Here is a 25,684-nt window from a genome sequence, read left to right as displayed (position 1 = left end):
ATGCTGAAAACAATTTCGCCGTTAATTTCTCCCGAACTATTGAAAGTGCTGGCAGAGATGGGACATGGAGATGAAATTATTTTTTCCGATGCTCATTTTCCCGCCCATGCGATGGGACCGCAGGTGATCCGCGCTGATGGCCTGCTGGTGAGCGACTTGCTCCAGGCGATTATCCCGTTATTTGAACTGGACAGTTATGCACCACCGCTGGTGATGATGGCGGCGGTAGAAAGTGACACTCTCGATCCTGAAGTAGAACGACGTTACCGTAATGCGCTTTCACTACAAGCCCCATGTCCTGACATCATCCGCATCAATCGTTTTGCGTTTTATGAACGGGCGCAAAAAGCCTTTGCGATCGTTATCACAGGCGAACGAGCGAAGTACGGGAATATTCTTTTAAAAAAAGGGGTAACACCGTAATCTCATACCGGTACGCCCGCATGACGTGGGCGGTTATCGAATGATGGGGTGAAAAATATGAAAGCAGCACGCCAGCAAGCGATAGTCGACCTCTGCTGAACCATACCAGCCTGACCACGGAAGCTCTCTCTGAACAGCTAAAGGTCAGTAAAGAAACCATTCGTCGCGATCTCAATGAATTACAGACGCAGGGTAAAATTCTGCGCAATCATGGACGCGCTAAATATATCAACCGTCAAAATCAAGACAGTGGCGATCCCTTTCACATCCGGCTGAAAAGCCATTATGCGCATAAAACAGATATCGCGCGCGAGGCGCTCGCGTGGATTGAAGAAGGGATGGTGATAGCCTTAGACGCCAGTTCAACTTGCTGGTATCTGGCACGCCAGTTGCCTGACATCAACATCCAGGTCTTCACCAATAGCCATCCGATTTGCCATGAACTCGGTAAACGCGAACGCATTCAACTGATCAGTTCCGGCGGCACACTTGAGCGCAAATATGGCTGTTACGTCAATCCCTCGCTGATTTCCCAACTTAAATCGCTGGAAATCGATCTATTTATTTTTTCTTGTGAAGGGATCGATAGCAGCGGTGCACTGTGGGACTCCAATGCCATCAACGCTGATTACAAATCGATGCTATTAAAACGTGCCGCGCAATCGTTGTTATTGATTGATAAAAGTAAATTTAATCGTTCAGGGGAAGCCCGCATCGGGCATCTGGATGAGGTAACGCACATTATTTCTGATGAGCGCCAGGTTGCAACTTCTTTGGTAACAGCCTGCCGGAAAGGGTAGCAGGCCGGAGACGACGCCCCGGCCTTGCCTGTTATCGTTCGTCGCGACGCCCACCCACCGCAGCCCAGATGCGACGGACATGCACCGTCACTTCTTCGCGATCGTGATACAACTGACGCGCCTGAATCTGGGCGTTAATGCCATGTTCATCAAGCTGTGCCTGAATGTACGCCAGATTGTGTGATACTTCTTCGTAGCGTTTTTTCATCGGCAATTTAAGGTTGAAGATAGTTTCACGACACCAGCCATTAACCAGCCACTGCGCCATCAAAGCCGCGACCTTCGCCGGTTTTTCCACCATGTCACACACCATCCACGAGATATTGCTACGTGTCGGGCGGAATTTAAAACCATCTTCCCGCAGCCACGTTACTTGTCCAGTATCCATCAGACTTTGCGCCATCGGGCCGTTATCAACGGAGTAAACCCACATGTTGCGCTTCACCAGTTGGTAGGTCCAGCCGCCCGGGCAAGCGCCCAAATCCACCGCCCACATCCCGTTCGCCAGGCGTTCATCCCATTCATCCGCAGGAATGAACACATGAAATGCCTCTTCCAGTTTGAGTGTGGAACGACTTGGTGCATCTGCCGGAAACTTCAGGCGCGGAATGCCCATATAGAACGGCGAGTTATTATTGCTGTAGGAATAGCCGGTATAACAGCAGCCTGGCGCGATAAAGAACACATGCACCACTGGACGCTTCGGCGTTTCATAGCTCGCCAGGACGCCCGCATCACGCAAGGCAGCCCGTAACGGTACAGTAAATTTGCGGCAGAATTTCAGTAACTCTTTACTTTCGTTGGTGTCCGCGACTTCAACGCGAAGTTCGCCGCCCTTCTCTACCACACCCTGCAACATGCCAACTATTGGCGTAATGCGGTCTTCCTGCGGCAAATGCTGGAGCAGTTCTCCCACCACAAACCACTGGCGGGCAAAAATTAATGAACTAAATGGCAGTTCACGGATTAACTTATCGCCATCTTCCGCTTGATAACATTCATAAATCACATAACCCGCATTCTCTTTTACACGGGCAAAACCGAATATTTCCCGCTGCCCGGCTTTATCGGTAATTTCTGCGGCGCACTCTTTTTCAAAGCCCGGACGGCACAGCAATACAACCTTATTCATGACTTACGCCCTTGCGCTTTAAACGGATAGCACCAACTAACATTAACGCCCAGCCCGCGAGAAAACTCACACCGCCAACCGGTGTGACAAACGCCCACAAACGCAGATGGGACAGCGCCAGGCAATAAAGGCTGCCGCTGAACAGCACCGTACCTAGCGCCAGAAAGACGCTACTCCAGTAAAACCAGATACTGATGCGACGTTGCATTGCCACCGCCAGACCTAAAATTGCCAGCGTATGAAATGCCTGGTATTCGAGGCCGGTCTGGATCCAGCCCATTTCAACGGCGCCCATGGTTTTACTTAAAACATGCGCACCAAAAGCACCCAGAGCGACAAAAATGAAGCCGCTAATGGCGGCGAAAATCAGCATAAAACGGCTGGTCATGGTCGTACCCTACATAAATTATTGTTCATAACGAAAGCGGAATTTTTCTTGTTCAGCAGCGGCTTTCGCCAGGATCCATTGGCGAAAGGCGGCTATTTTACCCAGTTCTGCCTGGCTGTCATGACATACCAGATAAAAAGCATTTTTACTGACCAATACGTCATTAAACGGGCAAACAAGGCGTCCGGCCTCGATTTCAGATTGCGCCATCACGTTATTTGCCAGCGCCACACCCTGCCCGTGAATGGCTGCTTGTAGCACCATGGCGCTATGGCTGAAGATAGGCCCTTGCTGAACGTTAATATGAGTCAGCCCCAACTGGCGGGTATATGTCTGCCAGTCTCGCCGGGATGCATCGTGTAATAACGTATGTTTAGCCAGATCTTCCGGCGTCTTCAAGGATTTCTCACCGGTTAATAGTAAAGGCGAACACACTGGCAACAGGTATTCGGCGTAAAGCTTTTCCACCCGCAGCCCCGGCCAGTTGCCTCGACCATAAAATATCGCCACATCGACATCATCCGCCAGTTTATCTTCCTGTCGGTCGACCGCCTGGATTCGAACGTCGATTCCCGGATAAGCTGAATTAAAGCTGGAAAGTCGCGGTACCAGCCAGTGGATGGCAAAACTGGGGAGTAAGCTGACCGTCAATGCCCCTTTGGCGCTACGGGCCTGGAGTTTACGCGTCGCTTCGGTTAATTGCGAAAATATCTCTTTGATATCGAGAAAATAGCTTTGCCCTTCCTCGGTCAATAGAAGTGAACGATTACGGCGGCGGAACAGTTTTAGCCCCAAAAAATCCTCAAGGGACTTGATTTGATGACTTACTGCGGCCTGGGTCACAAAAAGCTCTTCTGCTGCACGCGTGAAGCTTAAATGGCGGGCTGCGGCATCAAAAACTCGTAAGGCATTTAGCGGTGGTAATCGTTTAGACATGGCTTTTAAACTTTGATGTTAAATGAATTTAACAATTAGGTCACACCGTGTAACCTATTAGTTTTTTTAATCTGAGCCATTATAAATTGTCCGTTGAGCTTCTACCAGCAAATACCTATAGTGGCGGCACTTCCTGAGCCGGAACGAAAAGTTTTATCGGAATGCGTGTTCTGGTGAACTTTTGGCTTACGGTTGTGATGTTGTGTTGTTGTGTTTGCAATTGGTCTGCGATTCAGACCATGGTAGCAAAGCTACCTTTTTTCACTTCCTGTACATTTACCCTGTCTGTCCATAGTGATTAATGTAGCACCGCCTAATTGCGGTGCTTTTTTTTACCTTGCGATCGCGAATTACTGATCCAGTTCGACCATCTCTTTCACGTCGGTACGGTTGATCTGCTGTTTGTTGCCATTAGCGTCTTTATAAGAAATCATACCGGTTTCATCATCCGTCATCGGCTTACCATCAGATACAATGGTACGTCCGTCGTTGGTGTGCATGACATAATTTGAACCGGAGCAGGCGCTAAGGGCAAAAGTCAGCATACAGGCAGAGATAATTGCGGCGGTCTTTTTCATCTTCTTCTCCTTAAAGCGATTATTAGCTCGCAATGAAAATCAATTAACAGGCTAAAATTTGCACCTGACACTATTCAGCATATGTCACTGCTGCGGTTTCGCCTGGATATCCAGACAATTCCGATGGTTAGCACTCACCTTGTATCAAAGTGAATTTTGCGTCACGATCGGCGAATCAAGCCGAGGAGTCTCATGAACGTTTTTAATCCCGCGCAATTTCGCGCCCAGTTTCCCGCGCTACAGGATGCGGGCGTTTATCTCGATAGTGCAGCGACCGCACTCAAACCCGAAGCTGTGGTTGAAGCAACCCGGCAGTTCTATAGCCTGAGCGCCGGAAACGTCCATCGCAGCCAGTTTGCCGAAGCCCAACGTCTGACCGCACGTTATGAAGCTGCTCGGGAAAAAGTAGCGCAATTGCTAAATGCACCGGATGATAAAACTATCGTCTGGACGCGCGGCACCACCGAATCCATCAACATGGTGGCACAATGCTATGCCCGTCCGCGTCTGCAACCGGGCGATGAGATTATTGTCAGCGTGGCAGAGCATCACGCTAACCTCGTTCCCTGGCTAATGGTTGCCCAACAAACCGGAGCCAAAGTGGTGAAACTGCCGCTTAATGCGCAGCGGTTGCCGGATGTCGATTTATTGCCGGAGTTAATTACTCCCCGTAGTCGAATTCTGGCGTTGGGCCAGATGTCGAACGTCACTGGCGGTTGCCCGGATCTGGCGCGAGCGATTACCTTTGCTCATTCAGCCGGGATGGTGGTGATGGTTGATGGTGCTCAGGGCGCAGTGCATTTCCGTGCCGATGTTCAGCAACTGGATATCGATTTCTATGCTTTCTCTGGTCACAAACTGTATGGCCCGACGGGTATCGGCGTGCTTTACGGCAAACCAGAACTGCTGGAAGCGATGTCGCCCTGGCTGGGTGGCGGCAAAATGATTCACGAAATGAGTTTTGACGGCTTCACTACTCAATCCGCGCCGTGGAAACTGGAAGCCGGAACGCCAAATGTCGCTGGTGTCATAGGATTAAGCGCAGCGCTGGAATGGCTGGCAGATTACGATATCGACCAGGCAGAAAGCTGGAGCCGTAGCCTGGCGACGCTTGCAGAAGACGCTCTGGCAAAACGTCCAGGCTTTCGTTCATTCCGCTGTCAGGACTCCAGCCTGCTGGCCTTTGATTTCGCAGGCATTCATCACAGCGATATGGTGACGCTACTGGCGGAATATGGTATTGCCCTGCGCGCCGGGCAGCACTGTGCTCAACCGCTGTTGGCAGAATTAGGCGTAACCGGCACTCTGCGCGCCTCTTTTGCGCCATATAATACAAAGAGTGATGTGGATGCGCTGGTGAATGCCGTTGACCGCGCGCTGGAATTATTGGTGGATTAATGACGAACCCGCAATTCGCCGGACATCCGTTCGGCACAACCGTTACCGTAGAGACGTTACGCGATACTTTCGCGCCATTGACGCAATGGGAAGACAAATATCGCCAGCTGATTATGTTGGGGAAACAGCTTCCTGCGTTGCCAGACGAATTAAAAGCACAGGCCAAAGAAATTGCCGGATGTGAAAACCGCGTCTGGCTTGGATATAACGTCGCAGAAAACGGCAGGATGCATTTCTTTGGTGATAGTGAAGGACGCATTGTGCGCGGTCTGCTGGCCGTATTGCTGACTGCCGTTGAGGGCAAAACTGCCGCCGAGTTAAAAGCACTGTCGCCGCTGGCATTGTTTGATGAGCTGGGATTGCGTGCGCAACTTAGCGCCTCTCGCAGTCAGGGATTGAATGCGTTAAGCGAGGCAATTCTCGCCGCGGCGAAGCAAGCTTGATGTTACACAGATACTGGTCGGATAAGACACACCAGACGTCGCATCCGACCTAATGTTTACCCCTGACGCGCCGCTTTCGCCATCATCTTCTTCAGCGCATGAGAAACCGCAACAAACCCAAAGGTGGCGGTTACCATTGTCGCGGCGCCAAATCCAGATGCGCAATCCATCCGCTTTGGCCCTTCCGCCGTGGCTTTCATTGCACAGACCGTGCCGTCTGACTGCGGGTACACCAGTGCTTCGGTAGAGAACACGCAATCCACGCCGAGCTTACCTTTACTGTTTTTCACCACGCCGAAATCGCTTTTCAGGCGCTCGCGCAGCTTCGCCGCCAGCGGATCCTGAATCGTTTTCGCCAGATCGGTAACCTGAATCTGCGTCGGATCAATCTGCCCACCAGCGCCACCGGTCGTGACTAGCGGGATTTTATTGCGCCGACAATATGCAATCAGCGCCGCTTTGGGTCGCACGCTATCAATGGCATCAACTACATACGAATAACCGGCACTCATGTATTGCGCTACGTTATCCGGCGTCACGAAGTCATCTACTACTGTTACACGGCACTCAGGGTTAATCTGGCGAATGCGCTCCGCCATCACTTCCGCTTTTGCCAGCCCGACGTTATCGCGCAGGGCATGAATTTGCCGATTGGTATTGGTGACGCACACATCATCCATATCAATAAGCGTGATTGCGCCAATCCCCGTGCGCGCCAGCGCTTCCGCAGCCCAGGAACCGACACCACCGATACCCACCACACAAATATGCGCATCAGCGAACAGTTGCAACGCTTTTTCACCATACAGACGCGCTGTGCCACCAAAACGCTGACGCCATGCATCACTAATTACAACAGACATAGCACCTCAGAATTAAAAAGGGCGAGGTTATCCCTCACCCTAAACGCATAAATGCCTGATGCGCTACGCTTATCAGGCCTACATAACTCCTGCAATATATTGAATTTGCATGATTTGTAGGCCGGATAAGGCGTTCACGCCGCATCCGGCATGAACAACGCGCACTTAGTCAACAATCAGGAGGTGAGATTATCCCTCACCCTGCCTTATCCGTAAAAACGGCATACAGAATATCACATCAGCCGCTAAAGACGTTACCTGCGCCCGGGGCCGTTTTCAGCACCCAAACCCGGCCATAGTGGTTATACCAACCTGCGCGGTGTCCGGCTTCCGGTCCAATCCCCTGGTAGATATCGAAGTGTTGGCCTTTGATTGCGCCACCGACATCCAACGCCACCATCAAACGCAGTTCGTACTGACCGTTAAATTTGCCGTTATTATCCAGCAGCGGCACTTCTGCCAGCAAGGTTGTACCTGGCGGGATAATGGAACGATCGGAGGCAACTGAAGCGCGACCAACCAGCGGCACCGCACTTGCCCCTTTCACCGGTGCAAAAGACTGCGGCTTAAAGAAGACGAAAGACGGGTTCTGTTCCAGCAGCTCGCGAACTTCGGCTTCACTGTGTGTTTCACCCCAGTGACGAATCGCCTGCATCGACATATCTTCTTTTTTCACTTCGCCACGGTCGATCAGCACCTTACCAATACTGCGATAGGCATGACCATTCTTTCCGGCATAGCTGAAGAAGTTAAGCGGACTGCCATCACCAAAATCAATATACCCGCTACCCTGCACATCCATAATGAAGTTATCCATCAGAGAGTTGCTGTAAGCGAGGATATATTTATCACTCAATGCTCCCGCGTAGATCTCCGCGCGAGACGGCAAACGCCCACGTTTTGGCGGCATTCGATAAATAGGATACTGGAACTCGCCCTGACGAGTATGGCGCGCCTGAATCACCGGCGTGTAATAGCCCGTAAACTGCACGTTACCGTAATTATCCGCACCTTCCATCTGCCAGGCGTCAATGCCGAACTGGCGCATATTGCGGGTATCACCGCCTGCACGCAGCCACTCCTGCACGGCGTTGTAAACGCTACTCTGGTTGCCATACAGACGCGGCGACGCGTTGCGGATATGGTTAATTTGTTCGGCAAAATCACCGGCGTTAATCGGCGCGCCAACAGCATCTGGTTGGTTCACCAGAGAGAAAGGCTGGGTAAATTTCCCGTCTTTATATTGCTGTCCGCGATCGGTTGGTTTGGAGGAGCAGGCGGCCAGTATCGTCACAACCGCGCCCATAAGAAGGTACTTTACCCAACGTCCTTTCATTGTTCTCTTCTTCAGGTTAAAAAATAAGGCGTTAATGAAGATAACAAACCGCCGCCTTTAATGAAATCCGTAGTGTTCCCCGATGCAAATTTCGTACAAAAAATAGACTTCAATGCTTTGTTTTTGTTCAAAATCATGCCAAATCCGTGATCAGAGTAAAAAAAAGGTTGCATGAAAACGCGAGCGGAGTATAGTGCGCATCCACGGACGCGGGGTGGAGCAGCCTGGTAGCTCGTCGGGCTCATAACCCGAAGGTCGTCGGTTCAAATCCGGCCCCCGCAACCAATTAAAATTTGATGAAGTAAAGCAGTACGGTGACGCGGGGTGGAGCAGCCTGGTAGCTCGTCGGGCTCATAACCCGAAGGTCGTCGGTTCAAATCCGGCCCCCGCAACCAATTATTGAACACCCTAACGGGTGTTTTTTTGTTTCTATTCTCCCATAAAAAAAGCGCCATTCAGCGCCTTTTTATCATCCCCTTCTCGCCAGCGTCGCCCCATCGGCAAAATACGCTTTAATTCCCGCAAGAATAGACTCCGCAACTTCCTGCTGGAAAGTCGCCGTTTTCAATTTGCGTTCTTCCTCAACGTTACTGATAAACGCCGTTTCGACCAGAATGGAAGGAATATCTGGCGCTTTCAGCACAGCAAACCCGGCCTGCTCAACCTGATTCTTATGCAGTTTGTTGATTTTCCCCAGCTTATTTAGCACGGCCTTACCAAACTTCAGGCTGTCGGCAATGGTCAACGACTGCACCATATCGAACATGGTGTGGTCGACATAGCGGTCGCCGCTTTTGCTCACGCCACCAATCAAGTCCGAGGCGTTCTGGGTTTGCGCCAGATATTTTGCCGCAGTACTGGTTGCGCCTTTGGTAGAGAGCGCAAACACCGAGGAACCGCTCGGCTGGCGACTGGTAAAGGCGTCGGCATGAATAGAGACAAACAAGTCAGCACGCTGTTTCTGTGCTTTTGCTACGCGCACTTGCAACGGAATGAAGATATCTTCATTACGCGTCATGTAAACCTTCATATTGCCCTCTTTCTCGATCAGAGAGCGCAGACGGCGAGCTATTTGCAATACCACGTCTTTTTCGCGCGTTTTGTATTTCCCCACCGCGCCGGAGTCTTCGCCGCCGTGGCCAGGGTCGAGCATAATGACAATCGGACGATCGCGCCCGGCCTTGCCTGGCTGTGGGCCACTCTGCGCAGGCGGCACCTGCTTTTCGAGGTCGCCTTTGTTGTAATCCTCCAGCAATGCCAGCAATGGGTCTTGCATGTCCTGAGCATTGGCCGGATAAAGGTCCATCACCAGACGTTCTTTAAACCCGGCGACCGGCGCGAGGGCAAACATCTGCGGTTTTACATTTTGCTTTAACTCAAAAACCATCCGCACGGTTTGCGGATCAAATTGGCCGACGCGTGCCGACTTGATGAACGGGTCGTCAGCGCGGATTTGCGCAGCCATCCCCTTGAGCACCGAGTTCAGGTTTACATCTTCGATATCCACCACCACGCGTTCAGGATTACTCAACGCGAACTGCTTATATTTCAGCTGACGATTTGATTCTACCGTCACGCGGGTGTAGCTGGACGCAGGCCAGACGCGCACCGCCACGACCTGGCTGACCGCAGCCAGACTCACCTGGCTTACGCTCAATAGCCACATGGCGCCCGCGCCTTGCAGTAAACGACGACGGCTGATTGCAGTGTTGGATCCTGACATGCCTCTCCCGAGCAAAAGAAATCTAAGCTGTGTAACAAGTAAACGACCAATTTGACCGGAAACTTTAGCGAAAGACGCATAATCTGTCATCTATAAAACGGTAAACATTCTATTTATATTCACGGTATTACTGATAAAAAAGTCGCACTCGCATAAAATTTGCACTTGCACACGGCGAAAAAACAGAATAAAAATACAATAATTTCGAATAATCATGCAAAGAGGTGTGCCGTGGTAAAGGAACGTAAAACCGAGCTGGTCGAGGGATTCCGCCATTCGGTTCCCTATATCAATACCCACCGGGGAAAAACGTTTGTCATCATGCTCGGCGGAGAAGCCATTGAGCATGAAAATTTCTCCAGTATTGTCAATGATATTGGGTTGTTGCACAGCCTCGGCATCCGTCTGGTGGTGGTTTATGGCGCACGTCCGCAGATCGACGCGAATCTGGCAGCGCATCACCACGAGCCGCTATATCACAAGAATACGCGCGTGACCGACGCCAAAACGCTGGAGCTGGTGAAGCAGGCTGCGGGTACGTTACAACTGGATATAACCGCTCGCTTGTCAATGAGCCTCAACAACACGCCGTTGCAGGGCGCGCATATCAACGTCGTCAGCGGCAATTTTATTATTGCCCAGCCGCTGGGCGTGGATGATGGTGTGGATTATTGCCATAGCGGGCGCATCCGGCGGATTGATGAAGAAGCGATTCATCGCCAACTGGACAGCGGTGCGATTGTGCTGATGGGGCCGGTGGCGGTTTCGGTCACTGGCGAGAGCTTTAACCTGACCTCGGAAGAGATTGCCACTCAACTGGCCATCAAACTGAAAGCTGAGAAGATGATTGGTTTTTGCTCTTCACAGGGCGTCACTAATGACGACGGTGATATTGTCTCAGAACTTTTCCCTAACGAAGCGCAAGCGCGGGTAGAAGCCCAGGAAGAGAAAGGCGATTACAACTCCGGTACGGTGCGCTTTTTGCGTGGCGCAGTGAAAGCCTGCCGCAGCGGCGTGCGTCGCTGTCATTTAATCAGTTATCAGGAAGATGGCGCGCTGTTGCAAGAGTTGTTCTCACGCGACGGTATCGGTACGCAGATTGTGATGGAAAGCGCCGAGCAGATTCGTCGCGCAACAATCAACGATATTGGCGGTATTCTGGAGTTGATTCGCCCACTGGAGCAGCAAGGTATTCTGGTGCGTCGTTCTCGCGAGCAACTGGAGATGGAAATCGACAAATTCACCATTATTCAGCGCGATAACACGACTATTGCCTGCGCCGCGCTCTATCCATTCCCGGAAGAGAAGATAGGTGAAATGGCATGCGTGGCTGTACATCCGGATTACCGCAGTTCATCAAGGGGCGAGGTTTTGCTGGAACGCATTGCAGCCCAGGCGAAGCAGAGCGGCTTAAGCAAATTGTTTGTACTGACTACGCGCAGTATTCACTGGTTCCAGGAACGCGGATTTACCCCGGTGGATATTGATTTGCTGCCGGAGAGCAAAAAGCAGTTGTACAACTACCAGCGTAAATCAAAGGTGTTGATGGCGGACTTAGGGTAAGCGATGGAAATCGCCGGATGCGATATGCGCAATGCCCCCAGGCATGACAAGACGCGCATGCGTCGCATCAGGCATCGGCACTCATCGTCGGATGCGGCGTGAACGCCTTATCCGACCGACGGAAAATCAAAGTGTTGATGGCGGATTTAGGGTAAGCGATGGAAATCGCCAGATGCGACATGCGTAACACTCGTAGGCATGATAAGACGCGCATGCGTCGCATCAGGCACCGGCACTCATCGTCGGATGCGGCGTGAACGCCTTATCCGACCTACGGAAAATCAAAGTGTTGATGGCGGAGTTAGGGTAAGCGATGAAAATCGCCGGATGCGATATGCGCAATGCCCCCAGGCATGATAAGACGCGCATGCGTCGCATCAGGCAATCACATTTATCCCCGCGAACTAAACAACGCTGCCAGCCCGCTACGCCGCTCGGTGCGCGTGGCGATTGCCGCACTTAAAATGCGTTCATCGGCATACAATGACAAACGCCTACGCGCACGGGTCACCGCGGTGTAAACCAGCTCTCGTGTTACTACCGGCGTGCGTTGGCTCGGTAAAATCAACGCCGCATGGTCGAACTCCGATCCCTGCGATTTATGTACTGTCATCGCCCACGTGGTTTCGTGCTCCGGCAGGCGACTCGGTTGCACCGACTTGATATTGCCATCCGGCATTGCAAACCAGACGCGCGTCCCCTGCCCGCGATCCAGAGCGACACCGATATCACCATTAAACAACCCAAGCGCACTGTCATTACGGGCAATCATCACCGGCCGGCCTTCGTACCAGCGCGAGTGCGGATGACGATGAATTTTGCGCTTCTGTTGCATAAACTGTTCAATTCGCTCATTCAGTCCAGCCACGCCAAACGGCCCTTCCCGCAGGGCGCACAAAAGCTGGTACTCATTGAACGCCTGAATGATTAAATCCGGCTCGGCACGTGCCTGAAGTAGATCCAGATAGCGTCCGTACCCCGCAAGAGCTTCCTCAAGCATCGCAATATAATCTTCGCCGCTCTGTAAAAGCCGTTTTTCGATATCAGTAAAATCCTGCTGAAAAACGGTTTTCACTGCCGTTTTATCACCACGGTTGATCGCCGCAGCTAACTGGCCAATGCCAGAATCGCTGCCGAAACGGTAACTCTTTTGCAGCAGGCAGAGACTGTCGCGCAAAGATGCCGCTTCTGTGCCAGTTCCTGCCGGAACATGGCTTCCCGTCAGGCGGCTCAACTGCCCGGCACGCTCTGCGGTAAAGCCCGCATTGGCATAAGCGCAGATATCGCCCAGCACAGCTCCAGCCTCAACGGAGGCCAGTTGATCGCGATCGCCGAGGAAGATCACTCGCGCATGATCGGGCAAGGCGTCGATCAGCCGAGACATCATCGGTAGATCGATCATTGACGCTTCATCCACCACCAGCACATCAAGATGCAGCGGGTTACCCGCATGATGGCGTAAGCGCTGGCTACCTGGCTGCGCGCCCAGGAGGCGGTGCAAGGTGCTGGCGTCTTCCGGTATGCGTTTCTTTTGTTCATCGGTCAGCGGTAACTGGCGCAGAGCCTTGCCGAGAGATTCGGTTAAGCGCGCGGCAGCTTTACCCGTTGGTGCAGCCAGACGGATACGACAGCGTTCACCGTCGGCCATCTGAATTAACGCAGCCAACAACTTCGCCACAGTCGTCGTTTTACCTGTGCCGGGGCCGCCGGAAATTACCGAAATGCGCCGCGTCAGTGCCACTGCTGCCGCCACTTTTTGCCAGTTAATTTCATCACCAGGCGGAAAGAGTTTATCCAGCGTTTGCGCCAGCAACGCATCATCCACCTCGATGGCATGATTCACCTCATTGAAGAAGCGCGCCACCGTACGCTCGTTACACCACATGCGATTCAGATAAAGGCGATCGCCACAGAGGATCATCGGCGTTGGTTCATCTCCCCGGCTGACCGCTTGTGAAGCCAGCAAGCATTCTTCCCAATTTTGTAGCTCACCGATTTCACTGACACAGGTCGCCAACAGCGGATGCGACGCCTCGTTATTTTCCAGTCGTGAAAGCGGCAAACAGACGTGTCCCTCTCCGGCATCATGACTTAGCAGTGCCGCCGCGAGGGTGACGGCAGGATGTTCATCTCCCGCCACGGTCAGGGCAAATTGCACATCCAGCGGGCGTAGCTGTTTGTGCTCCACAGCTTCCAGTAATTGCTTTTGCAATTTCATTACGCCTCCTCCAGGGTCATACCGGCAAACAACTCATCCATCAGGTCAATCAACTCGGCGTTGGGTCGGGTCGCGTAGATCCCTTGTTGCGGATGTTCTTTATCAACGCCACGCAGGAACAGATAGATAACGCCGCCAAAGTGACGATCATAGTCGTAATCAGCAATGCGATGGCGCAGATAACGATGCAGCGCCAGGGTATAAAGCTGATATTGCAGATCATAGCGGTGTGCCTGCATCGCCGCTGCCATAGCCTGTTGGGTGTAAGCCGAACTGTCTTCACCCAACCAGTTGGATTTATAGTCGAGCAGGTAATAACGCCCTTCGTGGCGAAACACCAGGTCAATAAAACCTTTTAACATGCCGCGCACCTGCATGAACTCCAGCGGCGGGCAGCCTGCGGATAGCGGGTCAAACTGGCGAATTAGTGCATCAAGCTGGCTGGCGATAAGCGGTTCACTAATCGGCAGGTAAAACTCCATCTCCACCTGTTTATTGCGGGCGGAAAGTTGACTCAGGCTTACGCCGGTTTCATTGAGCGGCGCCTGAAGAATAGCGGTGATCCACTCAGTTAACACAGGTTCCCAGTGCACTTCAAAACCGCCAAGCTCCAGTTTTTCCCGCACCCAGTTAGGGTCAACCGGCTGGGTAAAATCCAGGTCTTCAAACAAACTGTGCAAGAACGTCCCCGGTGACGCACCGCGCGGAAACTGATGTGGTGTTAACGTCGGTTCTTCAACGACGCTGGCAACGCCTGCAGCATCGACATCCAGCCGAGGCATCAAATCCTGGGCGATACCGTGACCACGCTGTTGCAAACCAGAGTAGCTGGTGACGCGCCAGTTATCGCCGGGCAATCGTTGTAACGTCCTCGCATTCAGCTCTGCTGTAGAAACATCATTAACCTGCCAGGATTGGTTATCACCAGTTTGTGCCGTTTGCCAGGCTATATCATCATCGCACAATGCTTCAATACAGGCGCGAAGCCCTGCCGCATCTTGCGGTTCTCCTTTTTGCAGCAAGCGCCCGAGCGCACTTTGATGAACGTCGGTGTCACCTTTTTTATCGCCACGACGGCGCACCAGCGGCGCAACACCGAGACTGCAATGCCAGACCGAACGCGTGAGCGCCACGTAAAGCAAACGCAGATCTTCAGCCAGACGTTCGGCTTCAGCAAGATCTACGCTTTCTGGCGCAGCGTTAAGATCCAGAACTGCTTCAAACGAGCCTCGATCGTGATAGAACGCCTGATCCTGTACACGGAAATTGGTGATAAACGGCAGCCAGACCAGCGGATATTCCAGCCCTTTCGATTTGTGGATCGTAACGATCTGCACCAAATGTTTGTCGCTTTCGAGGCGCATTTGTTGGCTGGAGGCATTACTGTCTGGCTCAAGGATATGTTGCGATAACCAACGCACCAAAGCATGTTCACTTTCCAGCTGCGTTCCCGCTTCTTGTAGCAGTTCGCTGATATGCAAGATGTCAGTAAGACGCCGCTCGCCACCTGCCGTTGCCAGCAAGTTTTCTGCAATGTTACGCGCCGACATCAGCGCCCGCAGCATTGGCATGACGCCGCGTTTGCGCCAGATTTGCCGATAACCATCGAACTCTTCGACTACCGCATCCCACGCATTTTCGTTATTGTTCAGCGTTTCGATATCCAGCGCGTTCAGCCCCATCATTGACGTTGCCAGCGCACTACGCAGGGTGTTCTCACGTTCGGGCGTCATCACCGCCTGCAACAACCAAAGCATTTCCTGCGCTTCCAGAGTTTCAAAAACACTGTCGCGGTTCGAAAGGTAAACGGAAGGGATTTCCAGCAACGTTAAGGCATCGCGCACCTGAGCGGCCTCCTGGCGGCTGCGCACCAGCACACTGATGTCCGAAGCACGCACCGGACGTGCATCATCGCCGTTCATCAGCAACGCTTCCCCACGCTGCCCGGCCTGTAACCAGTCGCGGATTTGCGCGGCACATACCTGCGCCATGGTACTTTGATAATCGCCAACACCGCAGCTTTCGCCTTCCATCAACCACATTTTCATCGCTGGCTGCGTTTCACCTTTAAATACAAAACGCAGTGCCTGATTTTTCCCGGCAGATTTCACAGGAATAAACGGTATTTCGCGAAACATGAAAGCGTCATCAGTCTGGCTGAAAAGCTTGTTTACGCTGTTCACCATTCCTGGTGCGGAACGCCAGTTGGTGTCTAAGGTGTAGTGCGCGTGAACTTCGCTACGCGCCTTCATGTAAGTGAAGATATCCGCACCACGGAACGCATAAATGGCCTGTTTCGGGTCACCAATCAGCAGCAATGCGGTTTCCGGCTGATGGTGCCAGATACGGCGAAAAATCCGGTACTGCTGCGGGTCCGTGTCCTGAAATTCGTCGATCATTGCCACCGGGAATCGCGTACGGATCGCCGCTGCCAACACCTCGCCGCTTTCGCTACGCAGCGCGGAATCGAGCCGACTTAACATATCGTCAAAACCCAGTTCGCCACGGCGACGTTTTTCACGCGCTACCGTTTCGCGGATCTCAGCCAATGCGCGGGGGATCACCAGATCGCGGATCGACAATGGTTCTGCAATCAGTTGTTCGATCGCTTCAAACAGCGGATGTCGAGGGGTTTCCCCCCCGGCTTTCGTGCGATCTTCTAAGAAACGCTGGGAGAATTTTTCCAGCGACTCTGGCAACTGATAACTGTTGGTCTCTTCTTCTGCCCAGGCACTGATTTTGTCTATCCATTTCGCCTGATTGCTACGGTTAAACTTGCGTCGATCAATGCCAGAAGATTCGATCAGCGCATCCAGTTCACCCACTGCGTCGCGCCACTGCTGTTTTACCGTATCAATACGCGCCACAATTTGCGCGTGGCGGGAAGCCAGCGTTTCATCATCGGGCGGCGGTGCTTTGATAACCGGCGCTTCGCCTTGCAAATAACGATTAATATCGCGCAGTAACGCCTGCGGCCCTTTCCAGGTTTCAAAGACGACCTGGGCAATTTCACGCGGTAACGGGTAGCAATGGCGACGCCAGAAATCGGCGCAGGCCTGGTAGCGCAGTAGCGATTCATCTTCAATCAGTTGCTGCTCAAATAACATGCCGGATTCAAAGGCATTCAGGTTGAGCATACGCTGGCAAAAACCGTGAATGGTAAAGACTGCCGCTTCATCCATCTGCCGCTCGGCTAACAGCAACCACTGCGCGGCCTGTGCTTTATCGTCGATCTCTTCCAGCAGGCGTTTGTACAGTGGATTGTCGGTGGTTTCACGCAAACAAGCGATGCGCAGCTCGTGGATATTGCTACGGATACGACCGCGCAATTCTGCCGTGGCAGCCTCGGTAAAGGTCACCACCAGCAGTTCTTCAACGGTCAGCGGGCGGGGAAAGGCGGCAGAACCGCCTAGTCCAAGTAACAGGCGCAAATAGAGCGCCGCAATCGTAAAGGTTTTGCCTGTGCCGGCAGAGGCTTCAATCAGGCGCTCGCCCTGTAAGGGCAAGCGCAAAGGATCTAGAGTCTCGGCGACATCACTCATTCTTTTCACTCATCAGGGGCATTGTTTGCTGCAACGCGCTGACGTTCTCCCACACTTTCCAGCCTTCAGGGTGTACATATTCTGCTTTCCCATTCTGGCTGCCGGAAATCTGCGACAGGATAGCCATGCCTTGCGGCTCGACTACCGCCTGATGGAAGAAATCGGCCAGTTTTTGCGGCGTCAGCAGTTTAATCTGGGCTACGATTTTATCACGCGAATCGAAGCGCATATTGCCGCGATCGAAATCTTTACTTAACTTCGATGCTTCTTCGCCGAGCGTTTGCGGTGCCTGCAGCATCTGAGTAATTACCGCCTGCTGGATTTGCGCAAACTCTTCTGGCTTCATCGCCCGCAATTTTGCCTCTGCGGTTGGGAAAAACGCCTTGTAACGCTCCCACAAGAATGAAGGCTGTTTATCATTGCTTTGCAAAAGGAAGCCCATGCCCCACTGACGCCCCACGCTCATTGGGAATGCAAACACGGCATAGCCCAACTGTTCTTCGGTGCGCAACTGGTTGTAGAACCACGGCTGTACTATCTGCCCCAGCAGAGAACTATACGCTGAGCTGGTGTATTCATCGTAGCCAGTCGGTACAAATAGCGCTGCCAGCGCAGAGTCGGTGCTATTACCGGCTTTTTCAAAGATGACGGATTGTTTTTTATCGACCAGTACATCTTTGTTACGACACCACTCTGAGCCATCAGCGCCCAACTGTTTTTGCACATTGCGCGCCAGCGTTGTTGCCTGGGCTTCGGTCATGTTGCCAATAACCATAAACTCTGGTCGAGCCCCTGATTTTAAGGCGTCGCGATAGGCCAGCACCTCTTTCAAGGTAATGGAAGGCAAAATTTTGCGCCGTTCATCACGCGAGAAGTAAGGCACCTGGGAGAGCATCTGCGCAGGCATAATCGCCTGCTCAAACGCTTTGCCCTTTTCTGCGGAATCCATCATCTGGTTATACCAGGATTTTGCCTGCTCAAGCTGATCTTCCGTAGCGGTATAGCTAAAGTACCCCTCGAGCAATGCCTGGAACAGCTGCGGCAGACGCTGGGTGTAACCATTAGCATTAACCATTAGGCCGTTGTTAGCATTGGTGGAAAAACTAATGCCGCCAACCGACGCCTGGTTGCTTAACTGATCAAGCGACAGCCCTGCGAGATAATCATTGAGCGCAAACATCACCTGATTGCGGGCGCTGTCCATGGCTTTCGGATTACGCAAAATCAGGCTGACATCGGCTTTTGGCTCGCTGGCAAAATAACGGCTCGGCGCATACACCACACGCAGGTTCGATTCATCCACAATCAACTCTGGATGGTCATATTTCTTCTCTGACTTAATCAGCGAGAAATCGTCAGGAATATAGGGGTTAAGCTCCGGTAAGGAGAGCGCAATATTGGCGGCTTTTTGCTGCCAGTCAGCGAAAGTTTGTTCGCTGATTTTATCCACCTGATACGGCGCATCGACAAAATAAGCCGTTTTATTGTGCGGCTCTTTCGGGCTGATATACCAGATACGCGCATTCTGCGGCGTCATCATCGCCAGACGTTCTTTTACCGCTTTAGCATCGTACCGATCGGCAATATTGACTGCATCCAGCGTATGCTCAACAGGAACGCGAATCATGGTATCCGCCAGCCATTCGACGTAATCCATATCACGGGTGATCGACGGATAACGGAAGTCGATATCCAGCACATTCGCCAGTTCATCGAAGTATTGTTTATCGATCCCTTTTTCACGTAACAAATTGAGGTAGCTAAAAATGGCCGCCACAACCTGATCGCGATTCGCCAGACCTTTATCGGTTAAAGAGGCTGAGATCGCTAAAACGCCGCTGTTGCCGTTGACGATAGGATCGGAGTTGGCGCTAATGCCCTCAACTAATCCCTGCTTTTGCAGCCAGTCAGAAAGTGTACCTGGGCTGCGATTACCAATCAGATAGGTAATCAATTCATCCGTTTTACTACGGAACTTCTCTGAGTTGTTATCGATGCGAAACTCAACGCGCAGAACTTTACGCGGCAGCGCCGGGACGTAATGAATGATAATGCCCTTTTGCGCGTCGGTGACTACCGGCACGGTGATTTCCGGTTTTTTGCTCTCTTTGTTCGGCACGCGACCAAAAGTGTCCGCCGCCATTTTTGCCAACTCCGGCAACGGTTTATTACTGTAAATAACCGCCTTCATCAGATTGGCGGAATAGTACTTCTCGTGGAAATCTTTCAGCGCCTGCTGCACCGGATTACCAGGTTTATCGCTTAAAGTTTCGAGGTTACCACCAGAAAACTTTGAACCGGGGTGTGCCGGGTTAATGGTTTCTGCACTGACCTGTGCCATGCGCATCCCGTCACGCGTACGCGCCATGGTTAATTCGGCATTCACCGCATTACGCTCACGTTCGGCATATTTCTTGTCGAGCAAGGGTTCAGCGATAGCATCGGCCAGGCGGTCTACCGCACCAGGCAAGGCGTCGTTCTCAACTTCCAGATAGAAAGCCGTGCGATACGGCGCAGTGCTGGCATTGTGACTGCCGCCGTGCATTTTGAGATATTCGGCCAGGCTATCAGCCTGAGGGTATTTTTTCGACCCCATCAGACTCATGTGTTCAAGGTAATGCGCCAGCCCCTGATAAGCCTCGGGATCTTCCAGCGACCCAACGGGCACCACCAGCGCCGAAAGCGATTTAACCGCCTGCGGATCTGAAACCAGCAATACCACCATACCGTTATCCAGACGCACAGCCTGATACTGGCGGTTATCTTTATCACTTTTACGGATGGTTTCCTGAATCGGCTGCCATCCCGTTTCTGCCTGACTTAAGGGTGCCCAGAAGGCGACAAACAACAATAATGCTTTGAACCAGGTGCTGCGGGGCATTCACGGACCTCATTATCAACTTTATTTTCCAACCAGATTCAACACGTTAACGTAAATCATCTGCCAGAATTTAATCTTGTGCTGAACGAGTCAGCCTATGTCTATATATCCATCAGTCCGTGACTGGTGCGCATCATAAAGTAAGCGAATGAATTGCGCAATTTTTATACAGCACTCATGACTGATTAAAGCGAAACAGCGGTAACAGGAAACGTTGCGACTGTTTAACGATGGCTTCCATTGTCTCTGGCGTTAATTGCCGCCATAGCCGTTGATACCAGATATCATCACCTTCGCCACGCACCATCATGTTGCCTTCGTAAGCCTGAAGGAATTTCGAACGAGCTTTTTGCAACGTGGATTCGTCGTCCAGCATGGCATCGTTTTCTGCGTCATAACAGGTTTTTAACCATGAACCGCCGCTTTCAGGTAATACCAGCAATGGCGCGGACATACCTTCACGATACCCTTCAATCAGCTGTGAGAGGTAATGTAAAGCCTGTTCGGCTGCAAGCGGCGGAAAACGCCACTCGCCGTCTTTGCGTAGAAAAAGGCGACTTTCACCATTACCACCGCTGGCACAGTAGACAAGGTGTTCCAGCCAAAGTTGCATTCCCTGCGCCACACTTAATAAAGAGGGACGCCAGCGCAACAGGCCATCCGACTGGACCTGCGGCAACCAGCCCGTTATTTGCACGCCGTTGCAGGCGAGATCAATTTCCATGCTCTGGCCCGGCTGACGACAGGCAATGACTCTGTCGGCAACCTGCTGCATCTCCTGACACTGCGTTTCCCAGAAAATTTCACCAAAGGCACCATACGGCAAATCACCTGCCGCCCGGAATCGGCGGAACAAGCGTTCGGCATCATCCTGCTCAACCAGTGCATTTAATAACTGCTGGTTGATTTGATAACGACTAAGCCCTTCAAGAATAAAAGGTTCGGTGTCGGGAATTTCGCTGTCTTCGGTACGGAAGTTCACCTGCAAACGCATCTGGAAAAACGCCCGCACCGGATGCGCCCAGAATCGTTGTAGCGTCTCCAGCGGCACAGTTTCCGGCAAGGTAAACGGTAGTGGCTGAACAAATTCAGAATGTGCTTTACCAGCCTGGCTGGCCGCGGGTAGCCACTCGCGCGCATAGCTTTGTAAGTTACCGGGCTGGTAGTTTTGCGGGTCAAACGGCATCCGGGTATGGTGGCAAGTAAGATGCGCTTTTACCCTTGCCTCGCTTTCATCACAGTTAAGCGCTTCATCGCCCGGTAGATAATGGCTTTGCCCGATATAGTCGATCAGTTCCTGCACCAGAACTGACGGGAATCGTTCGCTGTTATCCTGAATAGAGCGGCCGATATAGCTGATATAGAGTTTTTGTTGCGCGGATATTAACGCTTCCAGGAACAGATAGCGGTCGTCATCACGACGGCTACGGTCACCGCGCTTCGGTTTCTGGCTCATCAGGTCAAAGCCCAATGGCGCAAGCTGACGTGGATAAACGCCATCGTTCATTCCCAGCAGGCAAACCACTTTGAATGGGATAGAACGCATCGGCATCAGAGTACAAATGTTAACTGGCCCCGCGAGAAAACGCTGGCTGATACGTTCTTGATCCAGGCGTTGTGCCAGTTCATCACGCAATAGTGACAGCGGCACCGCATCGCCATACTGCGCACCTAAACCTTCAGCGATAATCGCCTGCCATTGTTGCTCAATAAGCGTCATCGCCGCTTCGGTTTCCGCATCCGGCAGGAAGAAGGCATTGAGCATATCGCGGCAAACCGGCAGCCACTCCTCAAGCGGGCGCTCCTGCGCCAGCCCGCGACGCCAGATGTTTAGCTGCATTAGCAGTGACGCCAGGTGTCCTACCAGCTCTGCAATCAGGCCGCTCGATTCATCGTAAGGTAGAACCGATTGCCATTCCCCCTGAGCACTTTCCATCGCGTAGCCTAGTAACATACGCGTCAGGCCAAATCGCCAGGTGTGTTGTCCGGTGGCGGGGAGTTCCAGCTCACGAACGTTATCGTCATCTATGCCCCAACGAATGCCGGATTCGTTGACCCACTGGCGCAAGTAACGCAGCCCTTCTTCGGTGATGTCAAACCGCGCCGCCAGCACCGGCACATCCAGTAATGCCAGCACATCCTCTGACACAAAGCGACTGTCAGGCAGTGATAACAGGCTGATAAACGCTTCCAGCACGGGATGCGACTGCCGCGCCCGACGGTCGGAAATGGCGTAAGGCAGATACCGATCCGCTGGCGCACTGCCAAACACGGCCTGAATAAACGGACTGTAGCTGTCGATGTCGGCCACCATCACGATGATATCGCGCGGAGTTAGTGTCGGATCTTCCTCCAGCATCGCCAGTAAGCGATCGTGCAAGACTTCAACTTCACGCTGCGGGCTATGGCAAACGTGGAAGGTGATACTGCTATCCTGCGGGTCAAGCGGGCGTTTGTTATCGCTACGGGAAAACTCTTCGAGGTTCACGCCCGCAACGGCGAGGTTTTCCAGTTCCAGAATGTCGGACTGTATGTTATGCAGCAGATTGTCTGGCGTGACATCGACAAAGGCGTCCAGCTCCTGACTGTTCTCCAGATCGGAAAGGAGATAGATATAGTCGCGCCCCAACTTGCCCCAGGAGGCCAGTAGCGGGTTGCCGACATCCTGTTCACCGTCGCTGTTAAAGAGCTGTCCGGCATTTTCGCTATCGCGAAATAGCGGCAATTCGCGATCTTCAAAACTGTGTCGACGCTGGCGGGTCAGTAGTTTCGCCAGATAAGCAGGATCTTTAATATCGCCCCAGTAATAACGGCAAGGGTTGGTAAACAGGAGATGGATTTCAATATGTTTACCCAGCGCCTGTAGCGCCTGTAGATAAACTGGCGGTAACGCGGAAATACCGCATATAAAGACGCGCGAAGGTAAGCCGGGTGGGCAGGTCGTCGCAGACTCCAGTGTTTCGATAAAGCGTTGATAGAGATTGGCACGGTGCCAGCGCGGTTGCCCGAGTTCATGGGTATATTCCACCAGCGCCTTCCACAACGGCGCTTGCCAGGCCTGCGCTTCTCCCAGCCCTTCAACCAGATGCCCGGCTTCCCACTGCGCCAGCCAGTCCGGGCGATAGACCAGATATTGGTCAAACAGGTCCGCCGCTTTTGAGGAAAGCTGAAACAGTTTTCGCTTGTCGCTATCGTCAGTCAGGTAATGACGCAATAGTGTAAAATCTTCGCGATCCAGCAGTTGCGGCAGCAGAGTCATCAGTTTCCAGCTCATACTCCGCTTGTTAAAGGCGCTCTCTTTGGGGATCTCTGGTAATACACGGACAAACATATCCCAGATAAAGCTTGCAGGCAGCGGAAAATCAATGTTTGCCGCAATGCCGAATTTCTGCGACAGAGTCATTTGCAGCCACTGCGCCATACCGGTACTTTGCACCAGAATCATTTCTGGCTCGAAAGGATCGTCCAGCCGTTCGCGTTCGACAATAAACTCCATCAACGCTTCCAGTACGTCCAGACGATTGGAATGGTAGACCCTTAACATAGCGGCTCCTGACTACTGACGATTCGGGCAATGCAGGCGGGTCATCTCGCCTTCTCTGCCCCCGGGTGAAAATAGCGTAACGCTGATGCTGACACATCCCGCCTGCGATGTCTGCATTCGGTTGACCTGCCAGTTTGCAGGTGGCGAAATCGCGCGCAGTTGTGCTTGCTGCCAGGCGTGGCGCCAGAGCTGCTGATACTGGTTTCTGCTGGCAAGACTGGTGCTTAATGTTCGCTGGTAACCAGATAACGCAGTGACAATCATCACCATCAGTACCATCGCCAACATCACCTCCGGCAGGCTAAAACCTTGCTGATTCTTCAGGGAAGCTGACATAACGCCTCCTCTTTCAGCGGACAAAAATCACTCCAGCCATGTGGCGAAAATACGATATTCCCATCGATGACTTCCCCCATTCGCCATAATGAAACGCCTTCATAACCGGCTATTAGCAAGATTTCATTATCTGCCAGTAAACGCAGACAAACTCGGGCACCGGTTGCAGCATACTGTGAGCACTGAACTGCGGGCTGCATCTGCCAGGAGTGTATTTTGCCCCATTCCAGCGCCGACTGTACGATAGCCTGTCGGCGTAATGACTGGCTTTCCATAGTCACGCGAGAGGCAAAACTGCGATCCTGCTGGCTCATTCCTTGTAACAGCAAGCTGCCCAAAACCAGCAGCATCAGGACCAGTGCCAGCGATGAAACACCCTTTTCGCGGTTCACAGGTTGAATCCTGTCACGCTATAGCTGGCATCCGCCACGGTTTGTGGATCAGCCTTGCTGGCAGCGTGCATATTTACCGTCAGCACCGGCGGGAAACCGCTGTTATCCTGTCGGGTAACCTGAAAAGTGTCGATAACGACGGCATCTGGGTTGGTCAATTTATCCCAGCCCTTACCTTCACAGGATGTCGTGCCGCGTAGCGTTTCCAGGACATTGTCTTTTAGCCGAAATCCAATCTGGTCGGATTCTTTTCCCGGCTCACGCTCCCAAATGCCGTTACTGTTCGCATCCCACTGCACAATGATACAGTCACCCTGCCCAACAATTTTCAGACCTTCACCAGGGCAGGTTCCATGACAATAACCTGCTCTCTGGAGATGCTTCGCGACTGTAAATACCCGCAGCCAGATTTCATCTTCCAGCGCCAGCTTGCGAGTAGTAATCAAACTTTCACGCTGTAATGCGGGCAGAAATCGCGCAGCTCCCAGCAGCAGTACGCTGCTGATTGCCATAGCAATCAGCACTTCCAGCAGAGAAAAACCTTGCTCTTTTACAGGCATCCTTCTGTTTCTCCTTGCTGACAAAGCCGGAGCCTTCCCCACGGAGAAACCACCAACCACCACTCGCCCGCTGAATTTTTGAAGCGAATATGTCCGGCCCATGCAGTATTGCGTAGGCCAAAGAAAGTGAGCGAAGGTGTCAGGTCGCTCATTTCGACTTCGGGCCAGCGAGGCACAAAGACCAGCGGTGAACTGCCATGACAGGTATTCGCCCCAGCGGCGGCACTCGCAAGACACCATGACGTTCCCTCCCTGATGACACCGATACTGTGGTCGCTGTTATGCCAGTTGGCATCCTCACGTAAATAGAGCAAATAGTCTCGCGCCTGGCTGGCGGTTTGCCATAACCGTTGCGACTGCTGCCAGTACTGCCAGCCATAGAGACCACTTGCACTTAGCATGACCAAAATCAGCATCGCGACCAGCGTTTCAATCAGCGTATAACCACGTTGTTTTTTCATGCCGGCAGTATGCGGCGCGGAGAAAAAAAGACGAGTGCCAGTTTCTATTTCTTCGGCACGTCTTCCGGACTATTTACCCTGTTGCAGGGCGTTGCAAAATTTCGGGAAGGCGTCTCGAAGAATTTAACAGAGGATAAAAAAAACCGACGCACACTGGCGTCGGCTCT

At 52.4% G+C, this 25,684-nt stretch carries 19 protein-coding genes, 2 tRNA genes and 1 pseudogene; 7 read left to right on the top strand and 15 right to left on the bottom strand.

Translation table 11 applies throughout. The features are described 5' to 3' along the window. Positions 1–423, top strand: a complete 423-nt coding sequence (gene fucU / locus D9736_RS08105) for an L-fucose mutarotase (protein ID WP_130258090.1) — start codon at positions 1–3, stop codon at positions 421–423. Between the two features lie 57 nt (positions 424–480). Continuing rightward, a pseudogene (gene fucR / locus D9736_RS08100) lies at positions 481–1,223 on the top strand (L-fucose operon activator). Between the two features lie 31 nt (positions 1,224–1,254). Here fucR and rlmM read toward each other — a convergent pair. From rlmM to D9736_RS08080, 4 genes are all read right to left on the bottom strand, one after another. Then, positions 1,255–2,355, bottom strand: a complete 1,101-nt coding sequence (gene rlmM / locus D9736_RS08095; protein WP_130214557.1) for a 23S rRNA (cytidine(2498)-2'-O)-methyltransferase RlmM — start codon at positions 2,353–2,355, stop codon at positions 1,255–1,257. Beyond that, on the bottom strand, positions 2,348–2,743 hold the full coding sequence (locus D9736_RS08090) for a DUF423 domain-containing protein (protein WP_000203905.1): 396 nt from the start codon (positions 2,741–2,743) through the stop codon (positions 2,348–2,350). The genes rlmM and D9736_RS08090 overlap by 8 nt, the downstream gene beginning before the upstream one ends. Positions 2,744–2,761: 18 nt before the next feature. Next, on the bottom strand, positions 2,762–3,679 hold the full coding sequence (gene gcvA, locus D9736_RS08085; protein ID WP_130207706.1) for a glycine cleavage system transcriptional regulator GcvA: 918 nt from the start codon (positions 3,677–3,679) through the stop codon (positions 2,762–2,764). A gap of 350 nt (positions 3,680–4,029) precedes the next feature. Beyond that, positions 4,030–4,257, bottom strand: a complete 228-nt coding sequence (locus tag D9736_RS08080; protein WP_130207708.1) for a YgdI/YgdR family lipoprotein — start codon at positions 4,255–4,257, stop codon at positions 4,030–4,032. Positions 4,258–4,449: 192 nt separating this feature from the next. Here D9736_RS08080 and csdA point away from each other — a divergent pair, with 192 nt between their 5' ends. Then, the gene (gene csdA, locus D9736_RS08075; protein ID WP_130258089.1) at positions 4,450–5,655 is read left to right on the top strand and encodes a cysteine desulfurase CsdA; all 1,206 of its coding nucleotides are present in this window, start codon (positions 4,450–4,452) and stop codon (positions 5,653–5,655) included. Beyond that, the gene (gene csdE, locus D9736_RS08070; protein WP_130221497.1) at positions 5,655–6,098 is read left to right on the top strand and encodes a cysteine desulfurase sulfur acceptor subunit CsdE; all 444 of its coding nucleotides are present in this window, start codon (positions 5,655–5,657) and stop codon (positions 6,096–6,098) included. The genes csdA and csdE overlap by 1 nt, the downstream gene beginning before the upstream one ends. A gap of 56 nt (positions 6,099–6,154) precedes the next feature. Here csdE and tcdA read toward each other — a convergent pair whose 3' ends face one another. Further along, positions 6,155–6,961, bottom strand: coding sequence for a tRNA cyclic N6-threonylcarbamoyladenosine(37) synthase TcdA (gene tcdA, locus D9736_RS08065; RefSeq protein ID WP_130258088.1), 807 nt, complete (start codon positions 6,959–6,961; stop codon positions 6,155–6,157). A 238-nt stretch (positions 6,962–7,199) separates the two neighbouring features. Beyond that, complete coding sequence (gene mltA / locus D9736_RS08060) at positions 7,200–8,297, bottom strand: murein transglycosylase A (RefSeq protein WP_130214565.1); 1,098 nt, start codon at positions 8,295–8,297, stop codon at positions 7,200–7,202. Between the two features lie 208 nt (positions 8,298–8,505). Between mltA and D9736_RS08055 the strand changes: the two genes are divergently transcribed. Together D9736_RS08055 and D9736_RS08050 are read left to right on the top strand one after the other, a co-directional pair. Next, positions 8,506–8,582, top strand: a tRNA-Met gene (locus D9736_RS08055). A 33-nt stretch (positions 8,583–8,615) separates the two neighbouring features. Continuing rightward, positions 8,616–8,692: transfer RNA gene (locus D9736_RS08050), tRNA-Met, on the top strand. A 74-nt stretch (positions 8,693–8,766) separates the two neighbouring features. Here D9736_RS08050 and amiC read toward each other — a convergent pair. Then, positions 8,767–10,020 carry an N-acetylmuramoyl-L-alanine amidase AmiC gene (amiC, locus tag D9736_RS08045; RefSeq protein WP_044189882.1) on the bottom strand — a complete coding sequence of 418 codons (1,254 nt, stop codon included), beginning with the start codon at positions 10,018–10,020 and terminating at the stop codon, positions 8,767–8,769. A gap of 231 nt (positions 10,021–10,251) precedes the next feature. Here amiC and argA point away from each other — a divergent pair, with 231 nt between their 5' ends. Continuing rightward, entirely contained in the window at positions 10,252–11,583 is a 1,332-nt protein-coding gene (argA, locus tag D9736_RS08040) for an amino-acid N-acetyltransferase (RefSeq protein WP_064529846.1), read from the top strand. A gap of 391 nt (positions 11,584–11,974) precedes the next feature. On the opposite strand, the gene recD is transcribed toward argA, so the two are convergent. From recD to D9736_RS08000, 8 genes are all read right to left on the bottom strand, one after another. Continuing rightward, positions 11,975–13,801: an exodeoxyribonuclease V subunit alpha gene (recD, locus tag D9736_RS08035; RefSeq protein WP_130258087.1), complete on the bottom strand. Its 1,827-nt coding sequence runs from the start codon at positions 13,799–13,801 to the stop codon at positions 11,975–11,977. Then, positions 13,801–17,343, bottom strand: coding sequence for an exodeoxyribonuclease V subunit beta (gene recB / locus D9736_RS08030; protein ID WP_130258086.1), 3,543 nt, complete (start codon positions 17,341–17,343; stop codon positions 13,801–13,803). The genes recD and recB overlap by 1 nt, the downstream gene beginning before the upstream one ends. Next, positions 17,336–20,224, bottom strand: a complete 2,889-nt coding sequence (gene ptrA, locus D9736_RS08025) for a pitrilysin (RefSeq protein WP_130258085.1) — start codon at positions 20,222–20,224, stop codon at positions 17,336–17,338. Before ptrA ends, recB begins: the two co-directional genes overlap by 8 nt. A gap of 175 nt (positions 20,225–20,399) precedes the next feature. After that, a complete protein-coding gene (recC, locus tag D9736_RS08020) occupies positions 20,400–23,768 on the bottom strand; it encodes an exodeoxyribonuclease V subunit gamma (protein WP_130258084.1) in 3,369 nt (1,122 codons plus the stop codon). Between the two features lie 12 nt (positions 23,769–23,780). Then, positions 23,781–24,104: a prepilin-type N-terminal cleavage/methylation domain-containing protein gene (locus D9736_RS08015; protein ID WP_130207726.1), complete on the bottom strand. Its 324-nt coding sequence runs from the start codon at positions 24,102–24,104 to the stop codon at positions 23,781–23,783. After that, positions 24,089–24,496, bottom strand: a complete 408-nt coding sequence (locus tag D9736_RS08010) for a DUF2509 family protein (RefSeq protein WP_130258083.1) — start codon at positions 24,494–24,496, stop codon at positions 24,089–24,091. Before D9736_RS08010 ends, D9736_RS08015 begins: the two co-directional genes overlap by 16 nt. Beyond that, entirely contained in the window at positions 24,493–25,056 is a 564-nt protein-coding gene (locus D9736_RS08005; protein WP_130258082.1) for a prepilin peptidase-dependent protein, read from the bottom strand. The genes D9736_RS08010 and D9736_RS08005 overlap by 4 nt, the downstream gene beginning before the upstream one ends. Next, positions 25,047–25,517, bottom strand: a complete 471-nt coding sequence (locus tag D9736_RS08000; protein WP_130258081.1) for a prepilin peptidase-dependent protein — start codon at positions 25,515–25,517, stop codon at positions 25,047–25,049. Before D9736_RS08000 ends, D9736_RS08005 begins: the two co-directional genes overlap by 10 nt. Positions 25,518–25,684 lie beyond the last annotated feature (167 nt).

This window comes from Escherichia sp. E10V10, from assembly GCF_004211985.1.
Taxonomy (GTDB): domain Bacteria; phylum Pseudomonadota; class Gammaproteobacteria; order Enterobacterales; family Enterobacteriaceae; genus Escherichia.
The sequence above is the reverse complement of the archived record's forward strand: the minus strand, read 5'-3'. Positions and strand labels throughout refer to the sequence as shown.

Coding starts and splice junctions, on each gene's coding strand:
- csdE (WP_130221497.1), top strand. CDS start 5,655: ATGACGAACCCGCAATTCGCCGGACATCCGTTCGGCACAACCGTTACC.
- amiC (WP_044189882.1), bottom strand. CDS start 10,020: ATGTCAGGATCCAACACTGCAATCAGCCGTCGTCGTTTACTGCAAGGC.
- recD (WP_130258087.1), bottom strand. CDS start 13,801: ATGAAATTGCAAAAGCAATTACTGGAAGCTGTGGAGCACAAACAGCTA.
- gcvA (WP_130207706.1), bottom strand. CDS start 3,679: ATGTCTAAACGATTACCACCGCTAAATGCCTTACGAGTTTTTGATGCC.
- D9736_RS08000 (WP_130258081.1), bottom strand. CDS start 25,517: ATGAAAAAACAACGTGGTTATACGCTGATTGAAACGCTGGTCGCGATG.
- tcdA (WP_130258088.1), bottom strand. CDS start 6,961: ATGTCTGTTGTAATTAGTGATGCATGGCGTCAGCGTTTTGGTGGCACA.
- recB (WP_130258086.1), bottom strand. CDS start 17,343: ATGAGTGATGTCGCCGAGACTCTAGATCCTTTGCGCTTGCCCTTACAG.
- mltA (WP_130214565.1), bottom strand. CDS start 8,297: ATGAAAGGACGTTGGGTAAAGTACCTTCTTATGGGCGCGGTTGTGACG.
- rlmM (WP_130214557.1), bottom strand. CDS start 2,355: ATGAATAAGGTTGTATTGCTGTGCCGTCCGGGCTTTGAAAAAGAGTGC.
- D9736_RS08015 (WP_130207726.1), bottom strand. CDS start 24,104: ATGTCAGCTTCCCTGAAGAATCAGCAAGGTTTTAGCCTGCCGGAGGTG.
- csdA (WP_130258089.1), top strand. CDS start 4,450: ATGAACGTTTTTAATCCCGCGCAATTTCGCGCCCAGTTTCCCGCGCTA.
- fucU (WP_130258090.1), top strand. CDS start 1: ATGCTGAAAACAATTTCGCCGTTAATTTCTCCCGAACTATTGAAAGTG.
- D9736_RS08005 (WP_130258082.1), bottom strand. CDS start 25,056: ATGCCTGTAAAAGAGCAAGGTTTTTCTCTGCTGGAAGTGCTGATTGCT.
- recC (WP_130258084.1), bottom strand. CDS start 23,768: ATGTTAAGGGTCTACCATTCCAATCGTCTGGACGTACTGGAAGCGTTG.
- D9736_RS08090 (WP_000203905.1), bottom strand. CDS start 2,743: ATGACCAGCCGTTTTATGCTGATTTTCGCCGCCATTAGCGGCTTCATT.
- D9736_RS08080 (WP_130207708.1), bottom strand. CDS start 4,257: ATGAAAAAGACCGCCGCAATTATCTCTGCCTGTATGCTGACTTTTGCC.
- ptrA (WP_130258085.1), bottom strand. CDS start 20,224: ATGCCCCGCAGCACCTGGTTCAAAGCATTATTGTTGTTTGTCGCCTTC.